We start from the raw sequence: 24,355 nt of genomic DNA, 5'->3' as shown, positions 1-24,355 counted from the left end.
TACCGACCTGCGCGCCCGCCGTCGGCGTCGCATGATTGACCCGATGCCACCCGATTCCAGCTTTGCGCCCACTCAGTTGGCGGCTCGCGCCGCGTACCTCCTGCGTGGCAATGACCTCGGCGTGATGACCACCGCCGCGCCGCTGCTGTACCCGCACATGTGGAGTTGGGACGCCGCGTTCGTGTCGATCGGGCTCGCCCCGTTGAGCGTCGAGCGGGCGGTCGTCGAACTGGACACATTGCTGTCGGCGCAGTGGAGCAACGGGATGATCCCGCACATCGTGTTCGCCAACGGGGTCGACGGATACTTCCCCGGGCCCGCCCGCTGGGCGACGTCGGCCTTGGCGGTGAACGCGCCGCGCAATCGGCACACGTCGGGGATCACGCAGCCGCCGGTGCACGCGATCGCGGTGCAGCGCATCCTCGACCACGCCCGCACGCGGGGCCGCTCCACGCGCGCCGTCGCGGAGGGGTTCCTGGACCGCCGGTGGGATGACCTGGTGCGCTGGCATCGCTGGCTGTCCGAGGCGCGCGATCCCGACTCGCGCGGCCGCGTCACGATGTATCACGGCTGGGAGTCCGGGATGGACAACTCGCCGCGGTGGGACGCCGCCTACGGAAACGTGGTGCCCGGCGTCGTTCCCGAGTACCAACGCGAAGACAACACCATCGTCACCGATGCCTCGCAGCGGCCGTCGGACCTGGAGTACGACCGGTACATGTGGCTGGTCGAGGAGATGAAGTCGGTTCACTACGACGATCAGCTGCTGCCCAAGGTGATGAGCTTCGCCGTCGAGGACGTCTTCGTCTCCGCGATCCTGTCGGTGGCGTGCACCGTGCTGGCCGAGATCGGCGAGGATTACAAGCGGCCGCACGCCGACGTCCGAGACCTCTATAGCTGGGCCGAGCGCTTCCGCAAGGGCGTCGTCGAGACGACGGACGAACGTACCGGCGCAGCAAGGGATTACGATCTCCGCGGCAAGAACTGGATCTCCACCGAGACGGTCGCGCAGTTCTCCCCGCTGCTGTGCGGTGGCCTGCCGCACGACAGGGAACGCGCGTTGCTGCGCCTCCTGGAGGGACCGCGGTTCTGCGGACATCCCGACCTCAAGTACTGCCTGATTCCCTCGACGTCGCCGGTGTCACGCGACTTCCGGGCCCGCGAGTACTGGCGGGGCCCGGTCTGGCCGGTGGTGACGTGGTTGTTCTCGTGGTGCTTCGCGCGTCGCGGTTGGGCGGAACGCTCGTCGAACCTGCGACGAGAGGGACTCCGGCAGGCCAGCGACGGCACGTTCGCCGAGTACTACGAACCGTTCACCGGCGAGCCGCTGGGCAGCATGCAGCAGTCGTGGACCGCCGCGGCGGTACTGGACTGGCTGGGTTGAGCCGAGGGCTAACCGCCCTGTTCAGCCAACCGGGTCAGCGGCGCAAGGGCATTGGCCAGGGTCTCGCGTTCCTCGGCGCTGAGCTTGGTGAGCATCGCCGCGATCTGCGCGCGCCGGGTGGCCAGTGCCTCGCGGTGCTGCACGAGGCCGCGCGGGGTGACGTCGACCAGGACGGCGCGCAGATCCGAGGGGTCACGGGACCGCTTGACCAGTCCCAGCTTCTCGAGTCGGCGGATCGCGACGGTGGTGGTCGGCGTGCGGACGCGCTCGTGGGCCGCGAGTTCGGTCATTCTGATGGGACCGAGGTCGAGCAGCGTCAGAAGGATCGACAGCTGTGCCAGCGTGAGGTCGGCGCCGCCCTCGGGGGTGTTGCGACTCGTGTCGCCGCGACGCAGGACGGAGAAAAGCTTGGACAGCACCTGCTGCAGCTCCCCGGCCAGCTCAGTGACCTGCGGTTCCGTCTCTACCATAATTCGCTAGTCTAACCTGTTACCGCCTGCCAGAGGTTCGACATGCGTCGAATTCACCCAACTGACCTAGACGGACACCCGTGGGCCTTTCGCCGGCGGGCCGCGCCTAGAGCACTTGCGACAGGAACTGGCGGAGACGTTCGGTTTCAGCGCCCTCGAAAACCCCTTCCGGCGGCCCGGATTCGACGACCTTGCCGTGATCCATGAAGACGACCGCGTCTGCGGCGGAGCGGGCGAAACCCATTTCGTGGGTGACCACCACCATGGTCATGCCGTCGTCGCCGAGCTCGGCGATCAGCGCGAGGATTCCCTTCACCAGTTCGGGATCGAGCGCCGACGTGGCCTCGTCGAAGAACATCACCTGAGGCGCCATCGCCAGGGCGCGCGCGATGGCGACCCGCTGCTGCTGTCCGCCGGACAGCGTGGCCGGCCGGACATCGGCCTTGTGCCGCAAGCCCACTCGCTCCAACTGCTCGAGACCGAGCTCACGTGCCGCGTCGGCGGAAAGCTTCTTCAGCTTGCGCGGTCCGAGGGTGACGTTGTCGAGCACGCTCTTGTGCGGGAAGAGGTTGAACTGCTGGAACACCATGCCGATGCGTTGCCGCAGCGCGTCGGGGTCGTCATTGAGGACCGACGTCCCGTCGAGCAGGATGTCGCCGCTGTCGGGCTCGTAGAGCCGGTTGAGGGCCCGCAACAGTGTCGACTTCCCCGAACCGGACGGGCCGATCACCGCCGTCGTGGTGCCGGCGGGCACGTCGATGCCGACTCCCCGCAGCACGGGGTTCGGTCCGAACGACAGGTGAATGTCCTTGCCGGTCAGGGAAACAGGAGCCGCAGCCATCAGATCATCTCCTGGGTAGCCGTGGGGGCCAACGGGTCTTCCGCCTCGGTCGCGGTCCGGCCGCGGCGCAGTCGGGCGTCGATGTAGTTGACCAGGTGTGTCAGCGGAATGGTCAGAGCGAGGTAGAACAGGCCCGCGGCCACGAGGGGTGACAGGTTGCCCGTCTGGGCGTTGAGGTCCCGGCCGACCTGGAACAGCTCGCGCTGGCTGGCGATCAAGCCGAGGAAGTACACCAGCGACGAGGCCTTCAGCAGCGAGATGAACTGATTGACGAGGGCGGGCAGCACGCGGCGCACACCCTGCGGTACGACGACCAGTCGCATCGACGACGAGTAGCTGAAGCCAAGGGCCCGTGTGGCTTCCAGCTGGCCGGCCTCCACGCTCTGGATGCCGGAGCGCAGGATCTCGCCAATGTAGGCCGCGGCCATCAGGCCCAGTGCCGCGATGCCCAGCGGGTAGGGGTTGTTGCCGGTGAGGCCGCCGACGATGGGCCCGACGCCCAGCCCGATGATCAGGATGATCACCACCTCGGGCAGGCCGCGGAACACGTCGGTATAGATGCGGGCCGGCCACCTGAGCCAGCGTGTCGTCGAGATGCCCGCGACGGCGAGCACCATCCCGAGCACGAGGCCGATGACGGCGGCGCTGACCGTCAGGATCAGCGTGTTCGGCAAGCCGGTCTTGAACAGATCGGGGATCGCCCGCTTGTACAGCTCCCAGTCCAGGAATGAGCTAGCCAATTGCGACAGAACCGATTTCGGGGCGACGGCGGAGTTGTCGGCACCCGGCTCCTTGGCCGCGGCGATCGCGTCGAAGTCGGGAAGCTGGGGCACCGGCGCCGCCTTCGAGCCAGGTTTCCAGCCGGGCGGTAGGGCGCGGGGCACCCAGTCGGCGTACAGCTTCGCCCACGTGCCGTCGGCGATCACCGCGTCGAGACCGGCGTTGAGGGCGTCGATCAGCGGCTTGTTCTCCTTGGCCACCGCCCACGCCACGAAGTTGTCGAGGCTGAAGGTGTTCTCGACGATGACCGCGGGATCGCCGTCCTGGACGGTGCCGACGGCCTGCTGCGACGGGGCCACCCACGCGTCGATCTGACGGGTCTTCAGGCTGGCGTAGAGGGTGTTGTAGTCGGGAAACTTCACCGGGTCCAGGCCCAGCGTGTCGACGACGTAGGCCTCCTGCACGGTGCCCTGCACCACGCCGATGCGCTGTCCCGCGGCCAGCTTCTCGAAGCCGGTGATCGGTGAGCCGGGTGGAACGACCAGCGAGAAGTAGCCGAAGTCGTAACCGTTGGTGAAGCCGACGGTCTGGCGCCGGGCGTCGGTGGTCGTGATCGACGACGAGCCGACGTCGAAGCGCCGCGACGCCACCTGCGCGAGCAAGCCGGAGAAGTCGGTGCCGACGAAGTTGACCTTGAGGCCGAGCTTGTCGGCGACCGCGCGGAGCAATTCGTTGTCGAAGCCGGTGAACTGGCCCGCCGCATTGATGCAGATGCTCGGCGGTGCGTCGGACAGGGTGCCGACGGTGAGCACGCCGGGGGTGCCGAGATTCAGCGCTGCTGGGTTTACCGAGGTCAATGGCTCGACGCCCGGGGTCGTGTACTTGTCCTCACCGGGGCCCTTGGCCGCCGACGCTAGATTGGTGGGTAGCGCGCTGGCGCTGTTCACACCGGGGGGTGCGCACTGGTCCGCATCGTCGGCGCCGGCGACGGGGGCCAGTCCCATCAGGGCGACGAGCAGCGCGGCGAGCACGACGACGACACCCTTGAACAGTCGGTGGCTGGTCATCATGGAAACCTAGCGTTCACCGGTCCGATTGCAGGCACTTGGGCTCACTCAGAACTCGACGGGCGGCTGCTCGGGACGCAACACCGTGCGACGGATCAACTCCGAGAGCATGATCCGACCCATCAGCTCGGCACGGCCGGCGCAGGCGACACGCGCCGCATCGGCATCACCGTCGCCGATCGCGGCGGTCTCGGCGACGTAGAACGGAAGCAGCTCGTCGTGGCTGCCCAGGTACGCCGTCCAAAAGCTGCGCGGCATGAACGTGGTGGAGGCGCGGATCGCGGCCTTGAGGCGAGGGCCGGCGTAAGCGGCATTGATGGTCTCGCGGTAGCGCCAGGTGTGCTCGTGGAACGCACGCGACTCCCGGCTGGTGTGCAGCGCGGCGAGCGTGGCTCGGAGCTGGTCGACGATCGCCGGCCGATGCTCGCGGGCGGCCCTGGCCGACGCGATGCCGTTGAGCGCGCCGTAGATCTCGTGGTGCTCGCGGACGACGCCTTCGTCGAAGCGCTCGACGAAGGCGCCCCGGTGGTATCGGGTGGCCAGCAGGCCGATCTGTTCCAACTCGGCCACGGCCTCTTGGACGGGCACGCGGCTGAAACCAAGCTGCTCGGCGATCTCGTTGCGGTCCAACCGATCTCCGGTGCGCAGCTTGCCGGTGAGGATCTGGTTCACGACGTGTGCGACGACCAGATCCTTCTCCTTGACCCCGTACTTCTTGGTCACGGCGCGCTCAGGCGCGTTCGTCCCGCCAGCGACACAACGCCTCCGCAGCGCCAAGGTCGTAGTCGGGGCCGTTGACGCCGACCGTCAGCAGGCTTACCCCGAGACCGACGAGCGCCTCGGCGTTGGCGAGCAGCGCGTCGAGGCCCTCACCGCGCGCCACGCCGCTGGTGTTCTCCACGCCCGCCGACCGTTCGATGCTCGCGGCGTCGCGACCGAGTTCGGCGCAGTGCCGATCGAGGACCTCGGCCTTGCCGGGATAGGTCTCGGCGGTGGTGAAGCCGTGCCACATGTGGGCGTACTCGGCCACCAGGCGCAGGGTCTTCTTCTCGCCCTGGCCACCGATGAGAATCGGAATGTCGCGCAGCGGTGCGGGATTGAGCTTGCCGAGCCGCGACGTGATCCGGGGCAGGGCGCCCGCGAGGTCGTCGAGCCGGCTGCCGACAGTGCCGAAGTCGTAGCCGTATTCGTCGTAGTCCTTCTGCTTCCAGCCCGAGCCGATGCCGAGGATCAGCCGGCCGTCGGAGATGTTGTCGACGGTCCGCGCCATGTCGGCGAGGAGTTCGGGGTTGCGGTAGGAGTTGCAGGTCACCAGCGCGCCGATCTCGATGCGCGAGGTCTGTTCGGCCCACGCGCCGAGCATGGTCCAGCATTCGTAGTGGGCGCCGTCGGGATCGCCGTAGAGGGGGTAGAAGTGGTCCCAGTTGAAGGCGACGTCCACGCCCATGTCCTCGCAGCGCATCACCGCGTCACGCAGACGACCGTAGTTCGGGGAGTGCTGCGGTTGCAGTTGGACGCCGATGCGGGTGGGGAAGCTCATGGCTCCACGTTAGGCCCGCCTACACGCCGATGTTGCCCGAGTCCCTCCACACCGCGACCACCGACGGTCGCGCGGTGCCGTCGTCACCTTCCGGCCACCGGGACAGGGGATCGTCGACGCTGTTGTCGTCATTCTCGCCGGGATGCTGTACGCAGACCGTCACCAAGTCGTCGGTGATGACCGGGCCGCAGGTCTCCGCGCCGAGCGGCACCGTCAGGAACTGCTTGGTCTCGCCGCGGTTGGGTCCGTCGAGGGCGACGGCGAACAGTCCGTCGTTGGAGTCGAGCGCGTTGCCATCGGTCGAGATCCACAGGTTGCCGTGGGTGTCGAACGCCAGGTTGTCCGGGCAGGAGATGGGGCTGACCTTGGTCTTGTCGAAGCCGCCAAAGTACGTGTCCGCCGCAGCCGGATCGCCACACACCAGAAGGAGATTCCACGAGAAGGCAGTGCCGGCGTGGTCGTCGGTGAGCTCGAGGATCTGCCCGCTCTTGTTGTCGTTGCGTGGATTCGCCGCATCCGGCCGGGCTTCGCCGGGGACGCCGCGCTCGTCGTTGTTGGTCAGCGCGACGTACACCTTGCCGGTCTTCGGGTTGGCCTCGAAGTCCTCCGGGCGGTCCATCTTGGTGGCGCCGGCCTTGTCGGCGGCGAACCGGGTGAACACCGCCACCTCCTGCGGCGTCATGCCCGCGACGAGGGATTCAGCCGTCCCGTTGGGACCCGATCGCAGCAGCGGAAGCCACGTGCCGCTGCCCTCGAACGCCCCGGCGGCGGGCAGCTTGCCCGAGCCGTCGATCTCGCCAGCCGGGATCTCGCTGGTGAGCTTCGCGACGTAGAGCGTGCCCTCGTCGAGCACCGTGAGGTTGTTGGCCATCGCGGCCGCGCCGAGTCCTGGCTGGATCTTCTTGCTGGACACGAACTTGTACATGTAGTCGAAGCGCTCGTCGTCGCCGGTGTACGAGACGACCGTGCCATCGTCGGTGACGAAGATGGTGGCGCCCTCGTGCTTGAGCCGGCCCATCGCGGTGTGTTTCACCGGCGTCGATGCGGGGTCCCACGGGTTGACCTCGACGACGTAGCCGAACCGGTTGACCTCGTTGGGCGTCTTGGTCACGTCGAAGCGTGGGTCGAAGGTCTCCCACTTGCGTTCCGATGCTTCGGGTTTGATGCCGTATCGCTTGAACTGATCGCTGATCACCGGGCTGAGGGCGGGCGCACCCTCGGTAGCGCCGAAGTAGCCGTTGAAGTTCTCCTCGCCGGAGAGCACCGTGCCCCACGGCGTCACTCCGCCCGCACAGTTGGCGAACGTGCCCGCGACGGTCCGACCGCTGGGGTCGGCAGGGGTCTTGACGAAGTCGGTGCCTGCACCAGGGCCGGTGAGGGCGAACGGTGTGTCAGCGGTGATCCGGCGGTTGTAACGACCCATCACCGGCGTGAGGCCGTTTGGCGTGCGCTCCACCTCGACGACGGTGAGTCCGTGCGCGGCGACGGCGATGTCGAACTGTCCGCGGGTCGGGCGGTCCGCGTCGTAGCCGGGGTGCATGAACTGTTCCGTCGTGTACTCGTGGTTGACGACGAGCAGGAAGTGGCCCGGCGTGCCCTCGATCGGCAGCAGGCCGGCGAAGTCATTGTTGAATCCGAACTGTCCGCGCTGCGCCTCGGCGGTCTGCTTCGTCACGTCGAATGCGGGCGCGCCGGGCAGGACGGGGTCACCCCAGCTGATGACCACCGACTGCTGATATCCGTCGGGGATCACCACGACGTCCTCGGAGTTGGGCGCCACCGCGGCGAAGTTCATCCCCGGCGGAGTGGCCGGTTCGGCATCCGCGGACGTCGTTGTCGCAGTGGATGATTCGTTGCTGGAACACGCGGCGAGGGCGGATCCTGCGCCAACCGCCAAGACGGTCACCGCACCCGCGCGAAGGGCCGCGCGTCGCGACATGGCCTGACGGACCACGTCGCCGAAGTACTCGTTGGTGCTGGTGTTCGGGGCGGGGTGCGAGCACGCGTCGGCGCACTTGTAGCGGCACGTCACCCGCTGCCGCGACGACCGGCCGTCATGGGACACGAAGAGGTTCAATGGCACCAACGACATGCGAGAGGGATCCTTCCAGCGATAGTCCGGCCGGGCTGTGGACAGACCGTGGCAAACTTACGGAATCCTGGTGATCAGCTGTCAAGCACGAGGTGAACGGAGTCTTACGCGTCAGCCCGCCAGCACACCGCGCAGCAGGTCGATCAACGCCGCGGGCTGATCCCCCTGTACGGAGTGGCCGGCGTCGGCGACCACGTGGGTGCGCTGAAAGCCGGGGGCGGAGGTGGCGAACGCGTCGGCGTCCTCGTCGTTGACGAAGTGTGAGTTGGCTCCCCTGATGAGGGTCGTGGGCATCGCGATCGACGGCACGTCGTCCCAGAGTCCCTCGAATCCCTCACCCTTGCGGAAGGTATCGTAGCGCCACGTCCAGGTACCGTCGTCGAGCTGCTTGCTGTTGTGAAAAACGCCGCGGCGCAACGACTTCCGGTCACGATGCGGCGCAGCGGCCACGGTGACGTCGAGCATCGCGGCGAAGCTCGGGAAGGTGCGGTCACCCTGGACCAGGGCCACGGTGCCCATCTGCGCCTGCGTCATCTGTTCGTGCCGTTCGGGCGCCGATGGTGTCACGTCGACGAGCACCAACTCGGGGACGAGAGCCGGGTCGCTCGCGGCCAGGCGCAGCGCAGTCAACCCGCCGAGTGACATACCGACCACCAGTCGTGGCGCGGGCACCCACTCGCGCAGAATCGGTCGAAGGGTCTCGGCACTCAGCTTGGGGCCGTAGTCGCCGTCCTCGCGCCACGCGGAGTGGCCGTGGCCGGGCAGGTCGATCGCGAGCGCTGGCACGCCGAGCCCAAGGATGACGGTGTCCCAGGTGTGGGCGTTCTGCCCGCCGCCGTGCAGGAAGACGACCTGCGGGTCGGCCTCGCCCCACTTCAGCGCGCTGATGGGACCGGATTCGACCCGCACGACGGGCGGCAGCGGGCCGGTCGCACCGATCTGTTCGGCGTTCTCGGGCAGCAGGGCGAACTCGTCGAGGTTCAGCAGTCCGTCGTCGGTGACCACGGGACTCACCATAGCGATTCGTGCACCCGCAACCGCGTTGACCGCGGGTACGGGTGCACGAATCGCGGGGGACTAGCCCTCGATGAAGGTTTCGAGCTCGGCGCGCGCGATGTCGTCGGGCATCTGCTTGGGCGGGCTCTTCATCAGGTACGCCGACGCGGCCTCGACGGGTCCGCCGATGCCACGGTCCAAGGCGATCTTCGCTGCCCGCACCGCGTCGATGATGACGCCTGCGGAGTTCGGCGAATCCCACACCTCGAGCTTGTACTCCAGGTTCAGCGGCACGTCGCCGAAGGCGCGACCCTCGAGGCGGACGTAGGCCCACTTGCGGTCGTCGAGCCAGCCGACGTGATCCGACGGTCCGATGTGGACGTCCTTGGCGTTGAACTCGCGCTGCAGGTTCGAGGTGACGGCCTGGGTCTTCGAGATCTTCTTCGATTCGAGGCGCGTGCGCTCCAGCATGTTGAGAAAGTCCATGTTGCCGCCGACGTTGAGCTGCATGGTGCGGTCGAGCTGCACGCCGCGATCTTCGAACAGCTTGGCCATCACGCGGTGGGTGATGGTGGCACCGACCTGGCTCTTGATGTCGTCGCCGACGATGGGGACGCCTGCGGCGCGGAACTTCTCGGCCCACACGGGGTCGGAGGCGATGAAGACGGGCAGTGCATTGACGAACGCCACTCCTGCGTCGATCGCGCACTGGGCGTAGAACTTGTCGGCATCTTCGGAGCCCACCGGCAGGTAGGACACCATGACGTCGACCTTCGCGGCCTTGAGTGCCTGCACGACGTCGACGGCCTCGAGGTCGGAGATCTCGATGGTCTCGGAGTAGTACTTGCCGATGCCATCCAGAGTGGGACCACGTTGGACCGTCACGTTGGTAGGCGGCACGTCGGCGATCTTGATGGTGTTGTTCTCGGAGGCGAAGATCGCCTCGGACAGGTCGAAGCCGACCTTCTTGGCGTCCACGTCGAACGCGGCGACGAACTGCACGTCGCGCACGTGGTACTTGCCGAGCTTGACGTGCATGAGGCCGGGGACGGTCGAGTTCTCGTCGGCGTCTAGGTAGTACTGCACACCCTGCACCAGCGACGACGCGCAGTTGCCGACGCCGACGATGGCGACCCGGATTTCATTCGACTCGGACATGGGGCGATCTCCTTCTAATACCGACGACTGCGGTTCGGGTGTTGTTAGGGCTGTTCTGGGGCGGTCTCGACGTGCCCGGGTGCGGCCACGCGTTCAGCCGCGATCAAGTCGTTGAGCCACTTGACCTCGCGCTCGCTGGACTCGAGCCCGAGTTGGTGTAGCTGGCGGGTGTAGCGGTCGAGCGAGTTGGTGGCGCGCGCGATGGCTTCACGCAGGCCCTCTCGGCGTTCCTCCACCTGACGGCGGCGACCTTCCAGGATCCGCATCCTGGCCTCGGCCGGGGTGCGATTGAAGAAGGCCAGGTGAACGCCGAAGCCGTCGTCGGTGTAGTTCTGCGGTCCGGTATCCGCGACGAGTTCGGTGAAACGGGTGCGGCCCGCGTCGGTGAGTACGTAGACCCGCCGGGCGCGCCGCACCTTGACGGCGCCCACCGGGGCCGACTCCTCGACGATGAGTCCGTCGGCCTGCATCCGGCGCAGGGCCGGGTAGAGCGAACCGTACGAGAACGCCCGGAAGGCGCCCAGCAGGCCCGTGAGGCGCTTGCGCAGTTCGTAACCGTGCATGGGCGATTCGAGGAGAAGTCCCAGGATGGCGAGCTCCAACACCCGAATCACCTCCTTTGCGCGGTCGCTACGATGGTGCGACACCTCGCAAAACTGTATCGCGCCGATATATATAACGCTACATCGGAACCACAGAACATTAGGGCGTGGAGTATTTCCGCAGGTCAGCTGACGGCGCTGTCGATCCGCTTGATGGTGCCGTCGCCCGCGAAGGTGACCGCACCGCTTCCGAACTCGCTCGACACGCTGGCCCGCAGCTGGAGCGCGCCGGGTGCCAACGGGTCGTTGGCCGGGTCGATGCTGAGATAGGTGCTGTCCGCCTTGACGTCCTGCTGTTGCAGGCCGACCGTTTCCGCCGCGCCCCGCAGGAGGGCGACGGTCTTCTCCACGTCGAAGGCGCCGAGGTCGACCGGTACGTCATCCGCGTCCTTCGCCGAGGTCGAGGGGTCGTCGAACCCGCCGCGGTAGGTGTAGCTGAGTTTGCGTCGGTCGTCGGTGGGGTCCGCCCGCGACAGCACGGCGTACTCGGGATAGATGACGAGGCCGTAGCCCATGGTGTCGCCGAACCGCTGGCGCATCTGCTCGAGCAATCCGTTCAGGCCGCCGAGGGACTGCAACTGCTTCGGCGGCGTGATCACCTTCGCGGGGATCCCGTCGGACTTGGCACCGGGATCGGACGTGAAGCTCAGCGGTGAGCTCGTGTTGCCGTAGAGCCCCCACCCGATCGCGATGCCGAGCACCACCAGGACACCGGCCACCGCGGCCCGCGTCCCCAAGCCTGCCGCCACGCCCGAGCCGCCCGCGAACCGCGAGGGTCGACTCAGGTTTGGCATCTGGACCGGCGCGTTCTCGGTCTGCAGGTCGTCGACGAGATGCTGCAGGTTGCCCAGCGTGGCGGCCTGAGTTGCGGCCGCCACCCGGAGGCGGTGCTCCTCCATCGACAGTTGTCCGTCGCTGAGCGCACTGTCGAGTACCTGGCACGTGTTGTTCCGGTCGCTGTCCTTGGCGCGGGTACTTGCCGTCTGCCGCCCTGAGCTTCCTGCCACGACCAAGATCGTAGGAGTTCACCGGCCATCGGCGCAGACCAGACGCGAAACCGGGCCGAGACCGGCACAGTCTCAGCTTCGCCGGGAAGGGCCCGACGTACTCTGGTCTCCGTGCGATTGCAGCGACAGGTGGTGGACTACGCGCTCAAGCGGCGGTCCCTGCTGGCCGAGGTGTACTCGGGACGCACCGGTGTCTCCGAGGTCTGTGACGCCAATCCGTATCTACTGCGCGCCGCCAAATTTCACGGCAAGACCAGTCAGGTGATGTGTCCAATATGTCGCAAGGAACAGCTAACGCTGGTGTCGTGGGTCTTCGGCGATCACATGGGCGCCGTGTCGGGATCAGCCCGCACTACGGAGGAGTTGGTCTTGCTAGCAGCCAAGTTCGACGAGTTCGCGGTGCACGTCGTGGAGGTCTGCCGAACGTGCAGTTGGAATCATCTGGTCAAGTCATACGTGCTCGGCGCACCACGTTCTCCGAAGCGCGCGGCACCCGGCCGGCGGGCTCACCGACCGCGTACGGCCAGTGAATAGCGAAGGGCGCCACGAACAGCCAGCCGACGACGTTCGCAAGGAGTCCCCGGCTGGCGGTACGGGCGCGCCGCCACCACCGCTAGGCAGACATTCGGCACCCTCGGGCGCGGACGGTCCGACGCGGGCGATCCCGCAGCCACGCCCCCCGGCGCGACCCGACGACCGCCAGACGATGGTCATCCCGCCGGTCACCGGCGCACCTCCGCCGCAGTACCGCGACCAGATCGACGTCGTCAAGGCCGCGCTCGACGGAACCCCACCGCCGAAGCAGCCCCCGCCGGGGCCGCCGACGGGTGGCGGACCGCCTGGAGGTAAGGGCCCGGGCCGTCAGTTCCACGTCAACTGGAAGTGGATTCGACGCGGATCGCTGGTCGCTCTGGTACTCGCGATCCTGGTGCCCATCGTGACGTTCGCGATGGCCTACGTCATCGTCGATATCCCGAAGCCCGGTGACATCCGCACCAACCAGGTGTCGACGATCCTCGCCAGCGACGGCAGTGAGATCGCGAAGATCGTGCCGCCCGAGGGCAACCGGGTCGACGTCGACATCGACCAGATCCCGGTGCACGTGCGTGACGCGGTGATGGCGGCCGAGGACCGTGACTTCTACTCCAACCCCGGGTTCTCCTTCACCGGCTTCCTGCGCGCCTTCAAGAACAACATCTTCGGCGGTGACCTCCAGGGCGGCTCGACCATCACGCAGCAGTACGTGAAGAACGCGCTCGTCGGCGATGCGCGCTCGGGCGTGGGCGGGCTGGTTCGAAAAGCCAAGGAACTCGTCATCTCGACGAAGATGTCGGGCGAGTGGTCCAAGGATCAGGTGTTGGAGTCCTACCTCAACATCATCTACTTCGGCCGCGGCGCGTACGGCATCGCGGCGGCGTCACAGGCCTACTTCGGCAAGCCCGTCGAACAGCTGAACGTCTCCGATGGCGCGCTGCTTGCGGCGTTGATCCAGCAGCCGTCAGCCCTGGACCCGGCCGTGGACCCCGAGGGTTCGGCCGAACGGTGGAACTGGGTGCTCGACGGCATGGTGACGATGGGCGCCCTGTCGGAGGGTGACCGCGCCGCGCAGGTGTTCCCGCCGACGGTGCCCGCGGATCAGGCCAGCGCGCAGAACCAGACGACCGGGCCCAACGGCCTGATCGAGCGACAGGTCACCAAGGAACTGATGGACCTGTTCAACATCGACGAACAGACGTTGAACACCGAGGGCCTACAGGTCACCACGACGATCGACCCCAAGGCGCAGAAGGCCGCCGAGGACGCGGTCGCCGAGTACATGGAGGGCCAGGACCCGGACATGCGGACCGCGGTCGCGTCCATCGATCCCAAGACCGGCGGGGTGCGGGCGTACTACGGCGGGTCGGACGCCAACGGGTTCGACTTCGCGCAGGCGGGCCTGCCGACGGGGTCGTCGTTCAAGGTCTTCGCGTTGGTCGCGGCGTTGCAGCAGGGCATCGGGCTGGGCTACCAGGTCGACAGCTCGCCGGTCGAGGTGAACGGCATCAAGATCAGCAACGTCGAGGGTGAGGGTTGCGGCACCTGCAACATCGCCGAGGCGCTCAAGCAGTCGCTGAACACCAGCTACTACCGGCTGATGCTGAAGCTGAAGAACGGACCGCAGGACGTCGCGGACGCGGCGCATGCGGCCGGTGTCGCCGAGAGCTTCCCCGGCGTCGAGCACACCTTGAGCGAGGACGGCAAGGGCGGGCCGCCGAATAACGGCGTCGTGCTCGGCCAGTACCAGTCCAGGGTGATCGACATGGCCTCGGCTTACGCCACACTCGCCAATTCCGGTGTCTACCATCGGCCGCACTTCATCCAGAAGGTCGTGCGGTCCGACGGTCAGGTGCTCTTCGATGCCGCGGCGCAGGATGACCCCGGCGAGCAGAAGATCGACAAGGCCGTCGCCGACAACGTCGCGGCCGCGATGCGTCCCATCGCGGGCTACTCGCGGGGTCACAACCTGGCGGGCGGTCGGCAGTCCGCGGCCAAGACCGGCACCAATCAGCTCGGTGACACCGACGCCAACCGGGACGCCTGGATGGTCGGCTACACGCCGTCGCTGTCGACGGCAGTGTGGGTGGGCACCACCGAGGGCACCAAGCCGCTGGTGAACAGTTCGGGCGGATCGGTCTACGGCTCGGGCATCCCGTCGGACATCTGGAAGGCGACGATGGACGGCGCCCTCGACGGCACTGACAACGAATCGTTCCCGAAGCCGGCGGAGATCGGCGGTTACGCCGGCCCGCCCGTCGCACCGGCGCCACCACCGCCACCACCTCCGCCGCCACCGGCGTCGGAGACGGTCATCCAACCGACGATCGAGTTGGGTCCGGGGATCACCATCCCGTTCGGTCCGCCGACGACGATCACCGCCCCGCCGCAGGCGCCGCCCCCGGGACCCGGTGACCCGGCGGCAGCTCCCACCCCGACGATCACTGCGCCGCCGCCTCCGCCGTGATCGAGCAGGACTCGAATAGGCCGACGACGAGTGCACCGCTGGCTTCGGCCGTATCGCCAGCTCCGCTGGCGGAAGATCTGCGCAGTGACGACGACCGCGACCTGCCCAGCCGGACGGACACGATCGGCGCGGCGCTGGCGGGTGCGATCGGCGGCCCGGTCGGCAGGCATGCGCTGATCGGCAGGGCGCGGTTCATGACGCCGCTGCGGGTGATGCTGATGATCGCGCTGGTGTTCCTGGCGCTGGGGTATTCGACTAAGGCGGCGTGCCTGCAGTCGACGGATACCGGCACCGCCGACCAGCGAGTGGCGGTTTGGGAGAACCAGCGGGCGTACTACGAGCTGTGCTACTCGGACACCGTTCCCCTATACACCGCAGAGTTGTTGAGCCAGGGGAAGTTTCCGTACAAGTCCTCCTGGGTCGAGAGAGACGCCAAGGGCGCGCCCGCGACGCAGTACGACGGTGCCCCCGCCGTGCGGTACATGGAGTATCCGGTGCTGACGGGGCTCTACCAGTACGTGTCGATGGCCTTGGCGAAGACGTATACGGCGTTGACGAAGCTCGTCGCGGTGCCCGTCATGGCCGAGGTCGTGATGTTCTTCAACATCGCCGCATTCGGTCTGGCGCTGGCGTGGCTGGCGACGGTGTGGGCGACGGCACGATTGGCGGGCCGGCGGGTGTGGGATGCGGCCCTCGTCGCGGCGTCACCGCTGTTGATCTTCCAGATCTTCACCAACTTCGATGCCCTCGCGACGGCGTGCGCGGCGGGCGCGATGCTGGCCTGGGCCCGTCGACGACCGGCGGTGGCGGGTGTCCTGATCGGGATCGGCGTGGCGCTCAAGCTGTATCCGCTGCTGCTGCTGGTGCCGATGGTGATACTCGGGTTGCGCACCGGCCGGATGCGCGAGGTGAGCAAGACGGCCGCCGCCGCGGTGGTGGCGTGGCTGGTGGTCAACCTGCCGATCATGGTGCTCTACCCTCGCGGATGGACGGAGTTCTTCCGGCTCAACACCCGTCGTGGCGATGACATGGATTCGATCTACAACGTCGTGAAGTCGTTCACCGGCTGGCCGGGATTCGATCCGAACCTCGGCTTCTGGGAACCGCCGTCGGTGACCAACGCCGTGACGGCGGTGCTGTTCGCGGTGTGCCTCTGCGGAATCACCTACGTCGGGCTGACGGCCAGGCAGCGGCCGCGGCTGGCGCAGCTGGCGTTCCTGGTCATCGCGGCGTTCCTGCTGACGAACAAGGTGTGGAGTCCGCAGTACTCGCTGTGGTTGGTGCCGCTGGCGGTTCTCGCGCTGCCGCATCGCCGAATCCTGTTGGTGTGGATGACGATTGACGCACTGGTCTGGGTGCCGCGAATGCTCTATCTGTTCGGTGAGCAGAAGATGGGCCTGCCGCAGGAATGGTTCACCACCACAGTGCTGCTCCGCGACATCGCGGTGATCACGCTGTGCGCACTGGTGATTCGCCAGATCTACCGTCCGGAACTCGACCTGGTTCGCCACGGCGGCCGGGTTGACGACCCATCGGGCGGGGTATTCGACCACGCGCCGGACGCGCCGCCCAAGTGGTTGCCCGCCCGGCTGCGACCCACGCCGTTGGAACCGGCCATCCAACCCGAGCAGGAGTTGACGAGGACATGAGCGACCTGACATTCAGCGACTCCGTCGTGGTGGACATCGATGCCGACCAGCTCTACGAGATGGTCGCCGACGTCACCAGGATGGGCGAGTGGAGCCCGCAGTGTCGGGCGTGTTGGTGGGATGACGGCGGCGGTCCGACGGTCGGCACGTACTTCACCGGCCGTAACGACGACGGCCACCGGACGTGGGAGACCCGCAGCCGCGTGGTGGCCGCCGATCCGGGTCGCGAGTTCGCATGGGTGGTGAACGACGGTTGGGTGCGTTGGGGATTTACTCTCGAACCCCTGTCGGACCCGGCGGGCAGCACGCGGCTGACCGAGTCGTGGGCGTTCCAACCCGAGGGCATCGAGGGCTTTCACGGGCGGTTCGGCGAGCACGCCGAGGAGCAGATCGCCGTTCGGACGCGGGCGGCCAGGGAGGGCATCCCGGTGACGCTCGCCGCGATCAAGCGCACCGCCGAGGGCGGCTGAGTCGCGGCGGACTCTCGATCCGTCGTCGTTCGTGAACTCTGTGCGAGAAAGTGGCCGCAGAATCGCAGACGATTCACAACGGCTGCCGAACCCCGGCCCCGACGCACGATTTCGCTGCTCAGGCGGTCCTGCGGTAGCCTTGCCGGGTTGCCGACGCAGGCGACCCTCCTGCCACGGACACGCCGTGGCCGCACACGACCATAGGAGGTGATGGGTTCATATGCGTCCATACGAAATCATGGTCATCCTCGACCCCACGCTCGACGAGCGGACTGTTGCACCATCCCTGGAGACGTTCTTGAACGTCATCCGCAAGGACGGCGGCACGGTCGAGAAGATCGACATCTGGGGCCGGCGCCGGTTGGCGTACGAGATCCTCAAGCACCCCGAGGGCATCTACGCCGTCATCGACGTGAAGGCCGAACCGGCCACGGTGTCCGAGCTGGATCGCCAGCTCAGCCTCAACGAGTCCGTCCTGCGGACCAAGGTGATGCGGACCGACAAGCACTAGGCCCAACAGGCCGTGCACGTCGGAGCGCTTCCGTAGGCTCGCGTGCGACCCGCTCGCATGCGACTTACACCACCCAACCCAGGAGGATCCCGTGGCTGCTGGTGACACCAACCTCACCATCGTCGGAAACCTGACCGCCGACCCCGAACTGCGGTTCACGCCGTCCGGGGCTGCCGTCGCCAACTTCACGGTGGCGTCTACGCCCCGGATGATGGACCGTCAGACCAACGAGTGGAAAGACGGCGACCCGCTGTTCATGCGGTGCAGCATCTGGCGCGAGGCTGCCGAGAACGTAGCCGAGAGCCTCACCCGCGGTTCGCGGGTGATCGTGACCGGTCGGCTCAAGCAGCGGTCCTACGAAACGCGTGAGGGTGAGAAGCGCACCGTCGTCGAGCTCGAAGTCGACGAGATCGGCCCGTCGTTGAAGTACGCGACGGCCAAGGTCAACAAGGCCAGCCGCAGTGGCGGCGGCGGAGGCGGCTTCGGTGGAGGCGGTGGCGGCGGATCCCGTCCCCCCGCCAACAGTGGCTCCAACGACGGCCCGAAGGACGATCCGTGGGGCAGCGCCCCGGCATCCGGTTCGTTCAGCGGCGCCGACGAAGAACCTCCCTTCTGATTCAACTGATTCCACGCACTGAGAAAAGAGATAGACATGGCCAAGTCCTCCTCCACGAAGAGGCGTCCGGCTCCCGAGAAGCCGATCAAGACCCGCAAGTGTTCGTTCTGCTCGAAGAAGGGCAAGAACCAGATCATCGACTACAAGGACACTGCACTGCTGCGGACCTACATCAGCGAGCGCGGCAAGATCCGTGCCCGCCGGGTGACCGGTAACTGCGTACAGCACCAGCGCGACATCGCGATCGCGGTCAAGAACGCCCGCGAGGTGGCTCTGCTGCCGTTCAGCGCGGCGACGCGCTAGTCCGGAACGGAAGACACTCACATGAAACTGATTCTGACCGCTGAGGTCGACCACTTGGGTTCGGCCGGCGACACCGTCGACGTGAAGGACGGCTACGGCCGCAACTTCCTCCTTCCCCGCGGCATGGCGATCGTGGCGTCTCGTGGCGCCGAGCGCCAGGCCGAGGAGATCCGTCGGGCCCGCGAGAACAAGACCGTTCGCGATCTGGACCACGCTAAGGAATTGAAGACCGCTCTCGAGGAGCTGGGCCCGGTGGCGTTGCCGGTCCGCACTGCCGGAGCAGGCAAGCTCTTCGGCTCCGTGTTGGCCGGCGATGTCGTGGCGGCCATCAAGAAGGCCGGTGGACCGAACCTCGACAAGCGCACCGTGAATCTGCCGAAGTCGCACATCAAGGCGACGGGCGCGTACGCCGTCGCGGTGCACCTGCACCCCGAGGTGAGCGTCGCGGTGTCACTGAACGTCGTCGCCGAGTAATAACACCAGCGTCAATACGTCCGGGTGAAGCCTTGATCAGGCTTCACCCGGACGTTGCTGTCTGGGTTGGCGAACTCCTCACTCCGATTGCGACACAGCGAAGATAACCAGCTGTTAACCTGACTGGCCCGCACGCGCAACACAACACGCCCGAGACGGCAACCCCGGCCGACACGCCGAACGAATTCGCATCCACAGTTTCCGACAGCCCTTGTGGTGCCCTTATCTGCGTAGATGCGAAAAAGCCGCGCAGTTGTGCACAGGTTGTCCCCAGCAGTTCAACATGGCCGACCGCGCCTATCCACACCCCATCCACGAGTTCACTAACAGGACGCGCTTGCACTCCTCCCAGCAACGTCTAGCGTGATCCGTCGAAGCTGCTCCGGCGCCATCGAGGCCCGCCGGTTGTCGGGGGGCTGATCTACCGTCGCGCACGTGGACGTCGAATGAATGTTCGACACGGGCGCAGGAGCTTGAAAGGGGAGGTGGGACGCTTAGTGGCTGTCGTAGACGACCTGGGCAGACCGGGCCAGGCCGGAGGGCGCTCCGACCAGGACGGCCCGCCGGCCGAGGATTACGGCCGCCAGCCTCCGCAGGACATGGCAGCCGAGCAGTCGGTGCTCGGCGGGATGCTGCTGTCCAAGGACGCCATCGCCGACGTGCTCGAGCGGTTGAGGCCCGGTGACTTCTACCGGCCCGCGCACCAGAGCGTGTACGACGCGATCCTCGACCTCTACGGCCGCGGTGAGCCCGCCGACGCCATCACCGTCTCCGCCGAGCTGGACCGTCGCGGGCTGCTCAAGCGGATCGGCGGGGCGCCGTATCTGCACACGCTGATCTCCACCGTGCCGACCGCAGCCAACGCCGGGTACTACGCGGGCATCGTCGCGGAGAAGTCGCTCCTACGCCGCCTCGTGGAGGCTGGCACGCGCGTCGTGCAGTACGGGTACGCCGGAGCGGACGGCGCGGACGTCGCCGACGTGGTGGATCGCGCGCAGGCCGAGATCTACGACGTCACCGAGCGACGTGCCACCGAGGACTTCGTCGTCCTCGAACAGCTGCTGCAACCGACGATGGACGAGATCGACGCGATCGCCTCGCAGGGCGGTGTGGCGCGCGGTGTTCCCACGGGCTTCGTCGAACTCGACGAGGTGACCAATGGGCTGCACGCCGGCCAGATGATCGTGGTGGCGGCGCGGCCCGGTGTGGGCAAATCGACTCTGGGCCTGGATTTCTTGCGGTCGTGCTCGATCAAGAACCGGATGTCGAGCGTCATCTTCTCGCTGGAGATGAGCAAGTCCGAGATCGTCATGCGGCTGTTGTCGGCCGAGGCGAAGATCAAGCTGGCCGACATGCGGTCCGGACGGATGAGCGACGACGACTGGACGCGTCTGGCGCGGCGGATGAGCGAGATCAGCGAGGCGCCGCTCTACATCGACGACTCACCGAACCTGACGATGATGGAGATTCGGGCGAAGGCTCGTCGACTGCATCAGAAAGCCGACCTGCGACTCATCGTCGTCGACTACCTGCAGTTGATGACCTCTGGCAAGAAGGTCGAATCGCGCCAGCAGGAAGTGTCCGAGTTCTCGAGGCAGATAAAGCTTCTCGCCAAGGAACTCGAGGTGCCCGTGGTGGCGATGAGCCAGCTGAACCGCGGCCCGGAACAGCGCACGGACAAGAAGCCCATGCTGTCCGACCTTCGTGAATCGGGATCGATCGAGCAGGATGCGGACATGGTCATCCTCTTGCATCGGCCGGACGCGTTCGAGCGCGACGATCCGCGCGGCGGCGAGGCCGACCTCATCATCGCCAAACACCGTGCGGGACCGACGAAGACGATCACCGTGGCGCATCAGCTGCATCTGTCGCGGTTTACGAATATGGCGCACTGAGGTTTCTACCTGTGGCTTCTCAAACTTTTTGTCCAATTCTCATTCCAAATGTCCACACGATGTCCAATTGGACATTGAAGTGAGAATTTCGGGTGCCCGAGACGCGAGCCACGCTGGGGGCCGGCCGTCGAGGATGTCCGACGGTTGCTTGGAGGAAAGTGCGGGCCCGCACGGAGGGCGCATGTTGGCTCTCAACAAATCAGTGCGACCGGCAACCGTCGAGGTGCCGGCCTGGGTTAATTGGCGGGCGGTCGCAGCAAGAGATTGCAGCGGCGGATCCCGCCTCGACGCTGGCGAGGGGCGACAGCTGCGCAACCGGCCTCGGGCGTCGGCGTCTGGCGACTTCCCTCGCCCAGCTGCTCACAGTTCCAGGTGTTGGGGGACCTCAGGGTTCACGTCCCCTTTCGCTCACAGGGAGGAGTTCTACGGACTCCAGGCATGAAGGTCACGAACTCGAAAGAGGTCGTGACCTTTGTGTTTGGTGGGGTTGAGTCCTGTCCGCGCGTCCTGCGATAGGAGATAGGGACTTCTGCCGGCAAGTCCCGTTTCGTCGTAGGTATCGCGCTGCGGGCGGCGTTGAATTCGATGTGCGCGGCTAGCGGAGTGCGACTGGACGTCAAAGCTCGGTCATGCCCGCCCAGAACGGGCCAAATCTGCGCCCTGTCGACGTAAAAAACGGGGAGGGCGGGATGACGGGACAATTCTGCACCCAGTGGGCCGGGCTACCGGTTGTCCCTAATGGCGGGCATGGCAAGCCTGCGTCGGCATTCTGATCGCCTGTACCGGGACTGGGACGTGGGTATGCTTCGCGACCAAAGAACAGGTGCGCGCGGTGCTGGCCACCGTCCCCGCTGTCAGCGGTCAGGTAATTCCCCCAGCGTGAGGGGTTGTCCGTCACGGAATTCCTCCACCCTGTCTGTCACGTAATTCCCCCACCCGGGGCGGTGTGGCAGCCGGTTGTGGGCTTCGCATACAGGTTCGCTCGACTCACGGATCGACTCGTGAGGAAGGGCGCCGATGGCGAGGAGAAGTTTCGACGTGTTCGACCTGATCGAGTTGTTGACCCATTGGCATGCGGGTCGGTCCCAGCGCCAGCTCTCGGAGAGTCTTGGCATCGACCGCAAGACGATCGCGAAGTATCTGGCGCCGGCGATTGCCGAGTCGCTGACCCCGGGCGGGGAGCCGGTCACGGAGGCGGCGTGGGCCGCCCACGTCGGCCGGTGGTTCCCCGAGGTCGCCGACCCGGGTCTGCGGGCCACGACGTGGCCGGGGATCGAGGTGCACCGCGATCGGATCGTCGACTGGCTCAAGGCCGAGGTGAGTGCGGCGACCGTGGCGCAGCGGCTGCGCGACGACCATGGTGTTGCGGCGTCGGAATCCTCGGTGCGGAGATGGATTTCGGCCAATCTCTCCGAAGAGTCGACGCGGGAGAGGGTGACCGTGGCACGCGGGCCGGTGCCGGCGGGCAGTGAGGCCCAGATCGACTACGGCAAGCTCGGGATGTGGTTCGACCCGGTCAGTGGTCGACGCGTCACGGTGTGGGCGTTCGTGATGGTGCTGGCTCACTCGCGGCACCTGTTCGTCCAACCCGTCCTGTGGATGCACCAATCCTCCTGGTGCGCATCGCATGTGGCGGCGTTCGAGTTCTTCGGCGGTGTCCCCGCCCGGCTGGTCCCGGACAACCTGAAGACCGGTGTCACCCGGTCGGATCTGTATGACCCGAAGATCAACAAGGCCTACGCCGAACTGGGTTCGCACTACGGCTGCCTGATCGACCCGGCGCGGGCGAACAAACCGAAGGACAAACCACGCGTCGAGCGTCCGATGCAGTACGTTCGGGACTCGTTCTGGCGGGGCCGGGAGTTCACCTCGCTGGAGCAGATGCAGGCCGCAGCAGTGGTGTGGTGCCGTGAGGTCGCCGGGGCCCGGGCGTCGCGGGCGCTGGATGGTGAGCAGCCCGGGTTCGTGTTCTCCACCGTCGAACAACACGCCCTGCTGCCGTTGCCGCGCAATGCGTTCCAGCTCGCGGTGTGGTCCTCTGGCAAGGTCGCCACCGACTGTCACGTCAAGGTCGGCGCGGCGCTCTACTCGGTGCCGTGGCGGCTGATGGGCCAGCAGGTCCACGCCCGCACGTGCGGGGACATCGTGCAGATCGTGCACGGCGGGGACGTCGTGGCCACCCATGTCACCCATCCGCGGGGACGGGCCACCGACTTCGAGCACTACCCGCCGGAGAAGATCGCCTTCACGATGCGCAACCCCACCTGGTGTCGCCGGACGGCCGCCGAGGTCGGGCCGGCCTGCACGCAGGTCATCGCCGAGTTCATGGAAGTCAACGCCATCCACCGTCTGCGCAGCGCTCAAGGTGTCCTGGCACTGCGCAAGACCGTCGGCGACGTCCGCCTGGAGACGGCCTGCGCGCGGGCCATCACCGTCGGCGATCCGAGCTACCGCACCGTCAAGGGCATCCTCGCCGCCGGCACCGAACTCGACGGAACCATCCCGCCGACGGCACCGCACGCCCCAGCACATCTGCGCGGACCCGAAGCCTTCGACACCACCACCGGTGAGACTGCATGACTTCCAACGTCTATCCGTCTGTCACCCAACATCATTCGATCCGAACATAGGACAACATCACCATGAGCATCCTCGATCCTTCGCTTCGCAATGCGCTGCGCACCCTCAAACTCACCGGCATGCTCGAGACCCTCGATGCCCGGTTGGCCCAAACCCGCGACGGCACCCTCGGGCACCTGGACTTCCTGCAGGTCCTCTGCGAAGACGAGATCGCCCGCCGCGAATCAGCAGCACTCACACGGCGCATCCGCCGCGCCAAGTTCGAGGAACAATCCACCTTCGAATCCTTCGACTTCACCGCCAACACCAAGCTCCCCGCGGCGATGCTGCGCGATCTCGCGGCACTACGCTGGCTCGACGCCGCCGAATCAGTCATCCTCTACGGACCCGTCGGAGTCGGGAAAACCCATATGGCACAAGCACTTGGACACGCCGTAGCCCGCCGCGGCGGCGACGTCCGCTTCGCCAAGACCTCCCGAGTGCTCTCCGATCTGGCCGGCGGCCACGCCGATCGCACCTGGGGCCAACGTATCCGCGAATACACCAAACCGCTGGTGCTGATCCTCGACGACTTCGCGATGCGCGAGCACACCGCGATGCACGCCGACGACCTCTACGAGTTGATCTCCGACCGCGCCGTCAACGGCAAGCCGCTCATCCTGACCTCCAACCGCTCACCCAAGGACTGGTACAACCTGTTCCCCAACCCCGTCGTGGCCGAATCCCTGCTCGACCGCCTGATCAACACCAGCCACCAAATCCTGATGGACGGACCCAGCTACCGACCCCGAAAAAGACCCGGCGCTCACGCGCCGGTAGACAACACCAAGCCAGCCCGGTAGACCTACACCCGAGGCCCACCGGTGGCGGAATTACATGACAGACGACCCGGCGGAATTACCTGACGGCCGACACCCCGCCGGCCCGGTCACTTACGGTAAATGGCTCAACCCAAACCCCGACCCAGATGGCTGCGACG

General features: G+C 66.7%; 22 protein-coding genes. 12 read left to right on the top strand and 10 right to left on the bottom strand.

The features are described from left to right. Positions 1 to 43 precede the first annotated feature (43 nt). On the top strand, positions 44 to 1,384 hold the full coding sequence (gene ggh, locus QUE68_RS29300) for a glucosylglycerate hydrolase (protein ID WP_284230487.1): 1,341 nt from the start codon (positions 44 to 46) through the stop codon (positions 1,382 to 1,384). A gap of 8 nt (positions 1,385 to 1,392) precedes the next feature. Here ggh and QUE68_RS29295 read toward each other — a convergent pair whose 3' ends face one another. From QUE68_RS29295 to QUE68_RS29250, 10 genes are all read right to left on the bottom strand, one after another. Beyond that, a complete protein-coding gene (locus QUE68_RS29295; RefSeq protein WP_284230486.1) occupies positions 1,393 to 1,854 on the bottom strand; it encodes a MarR family winged helix-turn-helix transcriptional regulator in 462 nt (153 codons plus the stop codon). A 106-nt stretch (positions 1,855 to 1,960) separates the two neighbouring features. Further along, positions 1,961 to 2,695, bottom strand: coding sequence for an amino acid ABC transporter ATP-binding protein (locus QUE68_RS29290; protein ID WP_284230485.1), 735 nt, complete (start codon positions 2,693 to 2,695; stop codon positions 1,961 to 1,963). Further along, positions 2,695 to 4,482, bottom strand: coding sequence for an ABC transporter substrate-binding protein/permease (locus QUE68_RS29285; protein ID WP_284230484.1), 1,788 nt, complete (start codon positions 4,480 to 4,482; stop codon positions 2,695 to 2,697). The genes QUE68_RS29290 and QUE68_RS29285 overlap by 1 nt, the downstream gene beginning before the upstream one ends. 48 nt (positions 4,483 to 4,530) lie before the next feature. Next, a complete protein-coding gene (locus QUE68_RS29280) occupies positions 4,531 to 5,205 on the bottom strand; it encodes a GntR family transcriptional regulator (RefSeq protein ID WP_284230482.1) in 675 nt (224 codons plus the stop codon). Between the two features lie 7 nt (positions 5,206 to 5,212). Continuing rightward, positions 5,213 to 6,022 carry an LLM class F420-dependent oxidoreductase gene (locus QUE68_RS29275; protein ID WP_284230480.1) on the bottom strand — a complete coding sequence of 270 codons (810 nt, stop codon included), beginning with the start codon at positions 6,020 to 6,022 and terminating at the stop codon, positions 5,213 to 5,215. Between the two features lie 19 nt (positions 6,023 to 6,041). Further along, positions 6,042 to 8,114: a PhoX family protein gene (locus QUE68_RS29270; RefSeq protein ID WP_284230479.1), complete on the bottom strand. Its 2,073-nt coding sequence runs from the start codon at positions 8,112 to 8,114 to the stop codon at positions 6,042 to 6,044. A 111-nt stretch (positions 8,115 to 8,225) separates the two neighbouring features. Then, positions 8,226 to 9,131 carry an alpha/beta fold hydrolase gene (locus tag QUE68_RS29265; RefSeq protein ID WP_284230477.1) on the bottom strand — a complete coding sequence of 302 codons (906 nt, stop codon included), beginning with the start codon at positions 9,129 to 9,131 and terminating at the stop codon, positions 8,226 to 8,228. Between the two features lie 60 nt (positions 9,132 to 9,191). Continuing rightward, positions 9,192 to 10,268, bottom strand: a complete 1,077-nt coding sequence (locus tag QUE68_RS29260) for an inositol-3-phosphate synthase (RefSeq protein ID WP_284230474.1) — start codon at positions 10,266 to 10,268, stop codon at positions 9,192 to 9,194. Positions 10,269 to 10,312: 44 nt separating this feature from the next. Then, positions 10,313 to 10,873, bottom strand: a complete 561-nt coding sequence (locus tag QUE68_RS29255) for a PadR family transcriptional regulator (protein ID WP_284231465.1) — start codon at positions 10,871 to 10,873, stop codon at positions 10,313 to 10,315. A 122-nt stretch (positions 10,874 to 10,995) separates the two neighbouring features. After that, positions 10,996 to 11,877 carry a DUF1707 SHOCT-like domain-containing protein gene (locus QUE68_RS29250; RefSeq protein ID WP_284230471.1) on the bottom strand — a complete coding sequence of 294 codons (882 nt, stop codon included), beginning with the start codon at positions 11,875 to 11,877 and terminating at the stop codon, positions 10,996 to 10,998. Between the two features lie 111 nt (positions 11,878 to 11,988). Here QUE68_RS29250 and QUE68_RS29245 point away from each other — a divergent pair, with 111 nt between their 5' ends. The 11 genes from QUE68_RS29245 (at position 11,989) to istB (ending at position 24,218) form a co-directional block, all read left to right on the top strand. Further along, positions 11,989 to 12,411, top strand: a complete 423-nt coding sequence (locus QUE68_RS29245) for a DUF5318 family protein (protein ID WP_284230469.1) — start codon at positions 11,989 to 11,991, stop codon at positions 12,409 to 12,411. After that, on the top strand, positions 12,404 to 14,878 hold the full coding sequence (locus QUE68_RS29240) for a transglycosylase domain-containing protein (protein WP_455012712.1): 2,475 nt from the start codon (positions 12,404 to 12,406) through the stop codon (positions 14,876 to 14,878). The genes QUE68_RS29245 and QUE68_RS29240 overlap by 8 nt, the downstream gene beginning before the upstream one ends. Next, positions 14,875 to 16,527: a glycosyltransferase family 87 protein gene (locus QUE68_RS29235; protein ID WP_286274937.1), complete on the top strand. Its 1,653-nt coding sequence runs from the start codon at positions 14,875 to 14,877 to the stop codon at positions 16,525 to 16,527. Before QUE68_RS29240 ends, QUE68_RS29235 begins: the two co-directional genes overlap by 4 nt. Further along, entirely contained in the window at positions 16,524 to 16,997 is a 474-nt protein-coding gene (locus QUE68_RS29230) for an SRPBCC family protein (protein WP_286274936.1), read from the top strand. The genes QUE68_RS29235 and QUE68_RS29230 overlap by 4 nt, the downstream gene beginning before the upstream one ends. Positions 16,998 to 17,217: 220 nt before the next feature. Continuing rightward, a complete protein-coding gene (gene rpsF / locus QUE68_RS29225) occupies positions 17,218 to 17,508 on the top strand; it encodes a 30S ribosomal protein S6 (RefSeq protein WP_140689897.1) in 291 nt (96 codons plus the stop codon). Between the two features lie 91 nt (positions 17,509 to 17,599). Next, complete coding sequence (locus QUE68_RS29220) at positions 17,600 to 18,124, top strand: single-stranded DNA-binding protein (protein ID WP_284230460.1); 525 nt, start codon at positions 17,600 to 17,602, stop codon at positions 18,122 to 18,124. A 36-nt stretch (positions 18,125 to 18,160) separates the two neighbouring features. Further along, positions 18,161 to 18,427 carry a 30S ribosomal protein S18 gene (gene rpsR / locus QUE68_RS29215; protein ID WP_140689895.1) on the top strand — a complete coding sequence of 89 codons (267 nt, stop codon included), beginning with the start codon at positions 18,161 to 18,163 and terminating at the stop codon, positions 18,425 to 18,427. 21 nt (positions 18,428 to 18,448) lie between these two features. Beyond that, complete coding sequence (gene rplI / locus QUE68_RS29210) at positions 18,449 to 18,901, top strand: 50S ribosomal protein L9 (protein WP_286274935.1); 453 nt, start codon at positions 18,449 to 18,451, stop codon at positions 18,899 to 18,901. Between the two features lie 497 nt (positions 18,902 to 19,398). Beyond that, positions 19,399 to 20,796 (top strand): replicative DNA helicase, encoded by a 1,398-nt coding sequence (gene dnaB, locus QUE68_RS29205; RefSeq protein ID WP_284230454.1) that lies wholly within the window; start codon positions 19,399 to 19,401, stop codon positions 20,794 to 20,796. Between the two features lie 1,038 nt (positions 20,797 to 21,834). Further along, positions 21,835 to 23,376, top strand: coding sequence for an IS21 family transposase (gene istA, locus QUE68_RS29200; RefSeq protein ID WP_284231462.1), 1,542 nt, complete (start codon positions 21,835 to 21,837; stop codon positions 23,374 to 23,376). 62 nt (positions 23,377 to 23,438) lie between these two features. After that, positions 23,439 to 24,218 carry an IS21-like element helper ATPase IstB gene (istB, locus tag QUE68_RS29195; RefSeq protein WP_284230424.1) on the top strand — a complete coding sequence of 260 codons (780 nt, stop codon included), beginning with the start codon at positions 23,439 to 23,441 and terminating at the stop codon, positions 24,216 to 24,218. The last annotated feature ends 137 nt before the right edge of the window (positions 24,219 to 24,355 follow it).

The organism is Mycolicibacterium sp. TUM20985 (genome assembly GCF_030295745.1).
Lineage (GTDB): Bacteria > Actinomycetota > Actinomycetes > Mycobacteriales > Mycobacteriaceae > Mycobacterium.
This window is presented reverse-complemented; position numbering and strand designations above follow the sequence as displayed.